This is a genomic window from Lentzea sp. NPDC051838, from assembly GCF_040681245.1.
Taxonomy (GTDB): Bacteria; Actinomycetota; Actinomycetes; order Mycobacteriales; family Pseudonocardiaceae; genus Lentzea.
On sequence record NZ_JBFAYI010000046.1, the window covers coordinates 41,443 to 50,058 of the forward strand.

Annotated in this window: 8 protein-coding genes; 3 read left to right on the plus strand and 5 right to left on the minus strand. The window is 67.9% G+C overall.

Annotation, left to right across the window (positions count from 1 at the left end):
- Positions 1-152: 152 nt before the first annotated feature.
- Complete coding sequence (locus AB0M24_RS44960) at positions 153-878, minus strand: TIGR03936 family radical SAM-associated protein (RefSeq protein ID WP_363780844.1); 726 nt, start codon at positions 876-878, stop codon at positions 153-155.
- A gap of 237 nt (positions 879-1,115) precedes the next feature.
- Between AB0M24_RS44960 and AB0M24_RS44965 the strand changes: the two genes are divergently transcribed.
- Positions 1,116-2,501 carry a S8 family serine peptidase gene (locus tag AB0M24_RS44965; RefSeq protein ID WP_363780828.1) on the plus strand — a complete coding sequence of 462 codons (1,386 nt, stop codon included), beginning with the start codon at positions 1,116-1,118 and terminating at the stop codon, positions 2,499-2,501.
- The gene (locus AB0M24_RS44970) at positions 2,498-3,217 is read left to right on the plus strand and encodes a PhzF family phenazine biosynthesis protein (protein ID WP_363780830.1); all 720 of its coding nucleotides are present in this window, start codon (positions 2,498-2,500) and stop codon (positions 3,215-3,217) included. Before AB0M24_RS44965 ends, AB0M24_RS44970 begins: the two co-directional genes overlap by 4 nt.
- Here the strand turns inward: AB0M24_RS44970 and AB0M24_RS44975 are convergent.
- From AB0M24_RS44975 to AB0M24_RS44990, 4 genes are read right to left on the minus strand one after another with little or no spacing between them, the layout of a single operon-like run.
- A complete protein-coding gene (locus AB0M24_RS44975; protein WP_363780832.1) occupies positions 3,210-5,171 on the minus strand; it encodes a TIGR03960 family B12-binding radical SAM protein in 1,962 nt (653 codons plus the stop codon). The two genes, AB0M24_RS44970 and AB0M24_RS44975, sit on opposite strands and share 8 nt — an antisense overlap.
- A gap of 43 nt (positions 5,172-5,214) precedes the next feature.
- Positions 5,215-6,060 carry an ABC transporter permease gene (locus tag AB0M24_RS44980; RefSeq protein WP_363780834.1) on the minus strand — a complete coding sequence of 282 codons (846 nt, stop codon included), beginning with the start codon at positions 6,058-6,060 and terminating at the stop codon, positions 5,215-5,217.
- A gap of 1 nt (position 6,061) precedes the next feature.
- Complete coding sequence (locus AB0M24_RS44985) at positions 6,062-6,835, minus strand: ABC transporter permease (protein WP_363780836.1); 774 nt, start codon at positions 6,833-6,835, stop codon at positions 6,062-6,064.
- On the minus strand, positions 6,835-7,749 hold the full coding sequence (locus AB0M24_RS44990) for an ABC transporter ATP-binding protein (protein WP_363780838.1): 915 nt from the start codon (positions 7,747-7,749) through the stop codon (positions 6,835-6,837). Before AB0M24_RS44990 ends, AB0M24_RS44985 begins: the two co-directional genes overlap by 1 nt.
- Positions 7,750-7,804: 55 nt before the next feature.
- On the opposite strand from AB0M24_RS44990, the gene AB0M24_RS44995 reads away from it, so the two are divergent.
- On the plus strand, positions 7,805-8,386 hold the full coding sequence (locus tag AB0M24_RS44995) for an N-acetyltransferase (RefSeq protein WP_363780840.1): 582 nt from the start codon (positions 7,805-7,807) through the stop codon (positions 8,384-8,386).
- Positions 8,387-8,616: the final 230 nt, after the last annotated feature.

Consider the following 8,616-nt stretch of genomic DNA (forward strand, 5'->3'; position numbering starts at 1 on the left):
TCTCCACCGCTGCTCGCGGCGGGAATCCTTGCCTCGCGCGCAGCGGCGTGGCGCCTCTCTGGGCGCACGCTTGCGCAGGTCCCACGACGACGCCCGCTGTCAGCGCCGCTCCTCCTGATGCGTCGCGGCTGGAGTTCCAGCGCTCCTCTTCGTCAGGACTCTCTGTCCTGTTGGAGCGGGTCCGCCAGCCTGCCTTCGCCGTCGAGCCGTCCCTGCGCCATCCGGGTTGCTCTCGCAGGTACCGGCGGCACGAGATCGGCGACGACACGAAGCGCATTCAGCACGTCGTCGGGTCGGACGGTAGGCGTTACCTGCCGAACGACCGTCATGAGTATCCCACACGGTTGTGACAATCCGGCCTCATCGTGTCCGGCGTCGCTCGAACGTGGTTCGACCAGCGCCGACACGACGGCGGGCCGCACGTCGATGATTCTCTTGCCGTCCTTGGTCAGACGCTCGACTTCCACCCGGTCCCGTGAGAGGAAGTCGCTGACCGCGGCGCCGAGCCGCTCGGGCTCCACGCCGTCGAGCTCGATGCGCCACTCGCTCGCGTCGATGCGCTCGGTGAGGTTGCCACCGTGCGCCTGGACGATGTCGACGACGTCGATGCCGGGCGGCAACGCCTCGTCGAGCGCGATCTTCAAGGCCTCGGGGTCGACCCGCTCGACCACCGACACCTCGACGTACTCCGCCTCGCTGGCGACGCCGGTCGGCGCGGCGCCGACCCACGACACCTTCGGGTGAGGGCTGAAGCCCTGCGAATACGCCATGGGTACGCCTGCGCGGCGCAGCGCACGTTCGAACGTGCGAGCGATGTCGCGGTGCGAAGTGAAACGCAACCTCCCCCGCTTGGTGTAGCGGAGGCGCAGTTTCTGCACGGCGGCGGCAGACGGGTTGTTGGGCTGATGGCGGCTCAGTGGTGCTCCCATGGGTGTTCCGACGGGTGAGCGGTCCCATCGGCGCAGGCTGTTCGTCCGGTAGGACGGTACCGTGAACCCGATTCAGAACGTTCAGCTTGTCTAGATCGTTGCGCGTGGCTACGGTCCGGCTGACTGGACGCCTTGCCGATCTGGAGGTCCCTGGTGCCTCTGCTCCACCGCACACGGGCTGGGGCGATGACCGCCCTGCTCGCGGCAGGGTGCTTGGCGGTGTCCCTGCCGGCGGTCGCCGAGCCCGCCGGGTCCTCGTGCATCCAACCGGGCCCGAACCTGCGCTACCTCGTGGTGTTCTCGCAGCTCACGCCCACTTCGGTGGCGGACGCGGAGATCACTGAGGCCTGTGGTTCCACGACCGTCTACTACCCCGAGATCGGGGTCGCCGTCGCCACGTCTCCTGACCCGTCGTTCCTCAAGCTGATCGGCCCGCAGCGCGCGTACAGCGCCCAGGCCGAGAGCATCGCCAAGCGCGCGGTGAAGCGCAAGAAGGACGACACGGAACTGTTCCGCCCATCGGGACTGCGCTCCGGCGAGCAATGGGACATGGATCTCATCAACGCCCCGGCCGCGCACGAGATCAGCACCGGCTCCAAGTCCGTCGTGGTGGGCGTGCTCGACTCCGGTGTCGACCCCCGTCACCCCGATCTGGTCCAGGCGCTGGCTCCCGAGCTCTCGGCGGGGTGTCTGACCGGTAAGCCCGATACGTCACCTTCGTCCTGGGCTCCGACGACCTCGGCCCATGGCACGCACGTCGCGGGCACGATCGCGGCCGCCGACGACGGCCGCGGCACCACGGGCGTCGCACCGGGCGTGCGCATCGCGTCCGTGAAGGTCGTGGACGACGACGGGTTCATCTACCCCGAGTACGCCGTGTGCGGGTTCATGTGGGCGGCCTCGCAGCGCATGACCATCACCAACAACAGCTACTTCATCGACCCGTACCTGTTCACGTGCCAGAGCGAGCCCGGTCAGCGCGTGATCTACGAGGCGGTGCGTCGTGCCGTCGACTACGCCACCTCTCGCAACGTGCTGACGGTCGCGGCGGCGGGCAACAACGCCGCGGACCTGTCACGGCCGGGGCGTGACTCGGTGTCGCCGACGAACGGCGACGCGCAGACCAGGACCGTCGACCCGACGTGCGCGGTGCTGCCGGCGCAGCTCAAGAACGTGGTCGGGGTGTCGGCCGTGGAGTCGACCAAGACCAAGGCCGGGTACAGCTCGTACGGGCTCGGGGCGATCGACGTGACGGCGCCCGGTGGAGACACCCGCGCGCAGTCCGGCTGTGTGCTGTCCACGGTGCCGTCGGGCTACGACTACTCGTGCGGCACGTCGATGGCGACTCCGCACGCGTCGGGCGTGGCGGCGCTGATCGCGTCGACGCATCCGCAGACGGACGCGTTGTCGTTGGGGCGCATGCTGAACGCGCAGGCGACGACGCTGCCGTGCCCCGCGGACTACGACCTGAACGGCACCGGGGTGCAGGACGCGTTCTGCACGGGCTACTCGGAGTACAACTCCTTCTACGGCCACGGATTGGTCGACGCGCTCGCCGCCGTGACGAAGTGATCGTCAACGCCTGCTTGCGCGATGGTCGTGGTGGCAGTCCTACTTTTGTGGTGGCGGACGGCGATTTCAGCGACGCCGAACGTTGCGAGATGCCTGGGTTCTTCGGCACTTCGCACGCGGTCTTCATCGGACCCGGTGGCGTGCTGAGGTTCTTCACGTCGGAGGGTGAGCTGCCGGGCTGCGGGCACGGAACCGTTGCGGCGCTTGCCGTTCTGGGGCCTGGTGAGCACACGCTGCTGGCCGGCGGTCGGACGTTCAGCGGCACGGCGGTCGAGGTGCCTGGCGGTGTCGAGGCCGTGTTCGATCCGGGTCCGGTGCAGGTGCGGCCGGCGACAGGTGCGGAAGGGGATGCGGTCGTTCGGGCGCTCGGTGCGGGCGGTTCGTGCGTGGTCGCGACGCTCGGACGGCCGCGCATGCTCGTCGAGGTGTCCGACGGACTCGCCGAGCTGGCACCGGATCTGCAGCGGCTGCAGGAGGCGACCGACTCGTTCGGCTTGCTGGGCTGCTACGTCTACCGCGCCGGTGACCGGTTCGCGGCACGGATGTTCGCGCCGTCCATCGGAGTGCCCGAGGACATCGCGAACGCCAACAGCACGGCCTGTCTCGCGGCCCATCTGGGCGCGGACGTCACCGTGGACATGGGTGACTCGCTGGGCCAGCCCGCCACCGTCATCGCCAGGGCGGGTCAGGTGGGCGGGCTGGCAGCCGTCAGCTAGACAGCGCCGGGTTCTTCACCGGTGAGCCGACACCGACCGGCGAGATCGGCAGCAGCTTGCGGCCCGTCGGCCCGACCTCGATGTCCGTGCCCATCGCCGGGCACACACCGCAGTCGAAGCACGGGGTCCAGCGGCAGTCGTCCTGCTCGCGCTCGTCCAGCGCGTCCTGCCAGTCGGCCCAGAGCCATTCCTTGTCGAGGCCCGAGTCGAGGTGGTCCCAGGGCAGGACCTCCAGCTCCTCGCGCTCGCGGGTGGTGAACCAGGCGAGGTCGACGCCGAGCGGTTCGAGCTGCTCTGCGGCCTTGGCGGTCCAGCGGTCGTAGCTGAAGTGCTCCGACCAGCCGTCGAACCGGCCGCCGTCGCGCCACACGGCCTCGATGACCTTGCCGATGCGCCGGTCACCGCGGCTGAGCAGGCCTTCGATGAGGCTGGGCTTGCCGTCGTGGTAGCGCATGCCGATGTTGCGGCCGAGGCTGCGGTCGGCGTTGACGGCCTCGCGGAGCTTCCTGAGCCGATCGTCGACCGTGTCCGGGTCGCACTGCGGGGCCCACTGGAACGGGGTGTGCGGCTTGGGCACGAACCCGCCTATCGAGATGGTGCAGCGGACGTCGTTGCGCCCGCTCGCCTGACGGCCGGCGCGGATGACGTTCTTGGCCATCTCGGCGATCTGCAGGACGTCCTCGTCCTCCTCGGTGGGCAGGCCGCACATGAAGTACAGCTTGACCTGCCGCCAGCCGTTGGAGAACGCGGCCGACACCGTCCGGATGAGGTCCTCTTCGGACACCATCTTGTTGATGACGCGCCGCATCCGCTCGCTGCCGCCCTCGGGCGCGAAGGTGAGACCCGAGCGCCTTCCGTTGCGGGACAGCTCGTTCGCGAGGTCGATGTTGAACGCGTCGACGCGCGTGCTCGGCAGGCTCAGGCCGGTGTTGGTGCCCTCGTAGCGGTCCGCGAGGCCCTTGGTGATCTCGGCGATCTCGCTGTGGTCCGCGCTGCTCAACGACAGCAGGCCGACCTCTTCGAAACCGGTCGCCTCCAGGCCCTTCTGGACCATGGCGCCGATGCCCTCGATGGACCGCTCGCGCACCGGGCGGGTGATCATGCCCGCCTGGCAGAAGCGGCAGCCGCGCGTGCAACCGCGGAAGATCTCGACGCTCATCCGCTCGTGCACGCTCTCGGCGAGCGGCACCAGCGGCTGCTTCGGGTACGGCCACGCGTCGAGGTCCATCGTGGTCCGCTTGAACACGCGGTACGGCACGCGGTCGCGGTTCGGCACGACGCGCTGGATGCGGCCGTCCGGCAGGTACTCCACGTCGTAGAAGCGCGGGATGTACACGCCACCGGTCTCGGCGAGGCGCGTGAGCACCTCGTCACGGCCGCCGGGCGAGCCTTCGGCCTTCCAGTTCTTGACGATCTCGGTGATCTCGAGGACGGCCTCTTCGCCGTCGCCGAGCACCGCCGCGTCCACGAAGTCCGCGATCGGCTCGGGGTTGAACGCCGCGTGCCCACCGGCGACCACGATCGGGTCGTCCTCCGTGCGGTCCTTCGCGTGGATCGGAATCCCCGCGAGGTCCAGCGCCGTGAGCATGTTCGTGTAGCCCAGCTCCGTCGCGAAGCTGATGCCCATCAGGTCGAACGCCTTCAACGGCCGGTGCGCGTCCACCGTGAACTGCGGAACCCCGTGCTCGCGCATGAGCGCCTCGAGGTCCGGCCACACCGCGTAGGTGCGCTCGGCGAGCACGTCCGGCAGCTCGTTGAGGATTTCGTAGAGGATCATGACGCCCTGGTTGGGCAGCCCGACCTCGTACGCGTCGGGGTACATCAAAGCCCAGCGCACGGACGCCGCGTCCCAGTCCTTGACGGTCGCGTTGAGCTCCCCGCCGACGTACTGCACCGGCTTGGAGATCCGCGGCAGCAGAGGCTCCAACCTGGGGAAAACAGACTCGACACTCACACGACCAGAGTAACGGCCCCCACACCGCTGGGCCGAATCGCGGTCAGTTCAGCAACAGCTTCCCCAGGCGCCTCGACGCCACCACCGTTCCCACCACGGCCATCACCGCGAAATACGCGACGTGGCCGATCATGCCCCACCCGACAACGCCCAGCGTGAGGCCCCGCATGAGCTCGATCGCGTGGTAGAGGGGCGTCCACGTGACCACCACCTGCAGCCAGCCCGGGTAAACCGACAGCGGGAAGAAGGTCGTGGAGAACAGGAACATCGGCAGCACCGCCAGCTGCACCAGGTCGAAGTCCTGCCACGACCGCATGAACGTCGTCGCCGCCATGCCCACCGCCGCGAACGCGAACGCCACCAGCAAGGCCACCGGCAGCGCGAGCAGCGCCCATGGCGAGAAGATCAGCCCCATCCCGAGCATCACGGCGAGGAAGCCCGCCGAGTAGAGACCGCCCCGCAGCAGCGCCCAGGCGATCTCGCCGATCGCGACGTCCATCGGTCCCATCGGCGTCGCCAGCATCGCGTCGTACAACTTGGCGTACTTGAACTTGAAGAACACGTTGAACGTCGCGTCGTACACCGCTCCGTTCATGGCCGATGCCGCCAGCAACGCCGGCGCCACGTACGCCGCGTAACCGACGGGCTGCCCGTCGGGCCCGGCCACCGACGTCACGAACTGGCCGAAGCCGAGGCCCAGCGACCACAGGAACAGCACGGGCTCGAACGCCCCGCCGATGAGCACGAACCACGCGCGCCGGTTCACCAGCGCCGCGCGTTCCACGAGCATGCTGGCCCTGCCGCCGTAGAGCCCCGGTGGGATGACCCGCCACAGCAACCCGACGCTGGCCGGTGCCGACGTGTTCGCCGGTTCCAAGGTCTTGGTCATGTCACACCGCCAGCCTGCGATGGAAGAAGCGAACGGCGAAGAACATGCCCACCGCGACCATGGCGACGAGATAGGCGACGTGCCCGAGAGCGGGCAGGACACCGAGCGTCCCGGAGGCGGCACCCCGCGCGAGCTCGATGCCGTGCCAGGCGGGCGTGAGCCACACCAGCGGCAACAACCACTCCGGCAGCTGGCTGACGGGGAAGAACGCGCCGGTGAAGAGCGTCATCGGCATGAGCACGAAGCGGAAGATCGTGTTGAAGCTGTCCGGCTTGTCCAGCGTCGCGCTGTAGGCGATCAACGGGCAGCTGAAGGCCAGCCCCGTGAGCGTCGCGAAGAGGACGGCCCACACGATGGCAGGACTCGTCGCGGCTCCGAACACCGCCGCGATGACCACGAACACCACCGACCGCGCGAACAGCTGCGCCCCCACCCACAACACCTGGCCGTAGAGCACCTGCGCGGGCGTGATCGGCGTGGCCACCATCCCCACGTACGTCTTCTGCCAGATGAACGACGACATGATCGCGTAGGTCGACTCGAAAGTGGCTCCCTGCACCGCTGTGATGACGACCAGCGCCGGCGCGAGGTACTGCAGATACGGCACGCCTCCGATCGCCGCCGTGGACTGCACCTGCGACCCGAACCCGAGCCCGAGCGCGAGCAGGAACAACAGCGGCGACAGAAAACTCGACACGGCCGTGGCCCGCCAGTTGCGCCGGTACCACAACCAGTGCTTCTCGAACCCGAACCAGGACGCCCTGAGTGTCTGCATCAGTCCACCAACGTCCGGCCGGTGAGCCTCAGAAAAACATCCTCCAGCGAACTCCGCCGCACCAAGCTCTGCACCGGCCTGACCCCGTGCTCGTGCACCAGGTTCAGCGTGTGTTCACCGTCCTGCGTGTACAACAACAACCGGTCCGGCAGCACCTCAACGCGCTCCGCAAACCGCTCCAGATCCGGCTTCTCCTGACCAGGCTGGAACCGCAGCTCCAACACTTCCCGGGTGGAGTACCGGCCGATCAACTCGCTCGGCGACCCCTCAGCCGCGATCCGCCCGCCGTCCATCACCACGAGCCGATCGCAGAGCTGCTCGGCCTCGTCCATGTAGTGGGTCGTGATGATCAGCGTGACGCCGTCCTGCTTCAGCCGGAACAGCCTGTCCCACAACAGATGCCGAGCCTGCGGGTCCAACCCGGTGGTCGGCTCGTCCAACAACAACAGCTCCGGATCGTTGACCAACGACCGCGCAATCGTGAGCCGCCGCTTCATCCCCCCGGACAACGGCTCGACCTCGTGGTCCGCCCGATCCGAAAGCTGCGCGAACTCCAGCAACTCGTCAGCCTTCTCGCGACACTTCTGCCGCGACATCCCGAAGTACCTTCCATAAATCTGGAGGTTCTGCCTGACCGTCAGCTCCGTGTCCAAATTGTCCAGCTGCGGCACCACCCCGAGCCGCGCCCGAATCTTGGGCCCCTGCGTGTCCGGATCCATCCCCAGGACCTTCAAATCCCCACCGGTCCGCCCGGACACGCACGAGATCATCCGCATGGTCGACGACTTCCCGGCCCCGTTGGGCCCCAGAAACCCGAACGCCTCCCCACGGCGCACCTCGACGTCGATGCCGCGAACGGCCTCGAACGACCCAAAATGCTTGGTCAGCGCCTTGGCCTCAACGAGGTTCTCCACCCGTCCAACGCTAACGAACAGGTCTGACAATTCTCGACGCATTTACGATCGCCCCATGCCCGAACTCCGGTGGCTGACCGAAGCCGACGACACGCTCCGCGCCGAAATCCACACAGTCGTGCACGACGTAGTAGCCGCAGGCGGCGCCGTCGGCTACCACGAGCCCCCGACCCAGGACCGCATCAACCTCTGGCTGGACGGCGTCCTCAAACAGGTCCGCGACGGCGACGCAGCCTTCGGCACCGCTTCGGTGAACGGCATGGTCCGCGCAGTGGGCCTCTGGCGACGCGGCGGCACAGCAGTCTTCCAACACCGAGCCGAAATCCAACAGGTCATGGCCCACCCGTCCGCACGAGGCCTGGGCCTGGGCAAACTCATCGTCCAAGGCCTGGTCGACCACGCCCGCGAAGCAGGCATCGAAATCGTCTGGCTGGGCACGCGCGGCAACAACCACGGCGCGATCGAACTCTACGAATCGATCGGCTTCCGCGAACACGGCCGCATGCCGAACGCCATCGCCGTGGGCAACGAACGCTGGGACGCCATCGACATGTACCTGCCGCTCGGCTACCCGGAAGGCACGATCCTCAACGGCTCGAATGCGGGTGGCCTGGGCTCAAGCCAACGACGCTCCTGACGGCGCGAAACCGAAGGCGAGCAGTACCGAAGGCGAAGCCGAGGCAAGGCGAAGGCGAAGCCGAGCTGCTTGAGCGACGGCGAAGCCGAGCTGCCTTGGCGAAGGCGAAGCCGAGTTGCCCTTAGCCAAGAAAACTCCGGTGGGGTGGGTCCCGTCACGAGTCGTGGCTGATCGTTGGCCGCGCCAGGTCAGGGGTGTCAACTCGACACGCTTTTCGTCGAGTTGACACC

Bases quoted from the DNA above. Each gene is read 5' to 3' on its own strand.
- AB0M24_RS44965 (WP_363780828.1), top strand. From the start codon at position 1,116: ATGACCGCCCTGCTCGCGGCAGGGTGCTTGGCGGTGTCCCTGCCGGCG.
- AB0M24_RS44980 (WP_363780834.1), bottom strand. From the start codon at position 6,060: ATGACCAAGACCTTGGAACCGGCGAACACGTCGGCACCGGCCAGCGTC.
- AB0M24_RS44995 (WP_363780840.1), top strand. From the start codon at position 7,805: ATGCCCGAACTCCGGTGGCTGACCGAAGCCGACGACACGCTCCGCGCC.
- AB0M24_RS44985 (WP_363780836.1), bottom strand. From the start codon at position 6,835: ATGCAGACACTCAGGGCGTCCTGGTTCGGGTTCGAGAAGCACTGGTTG.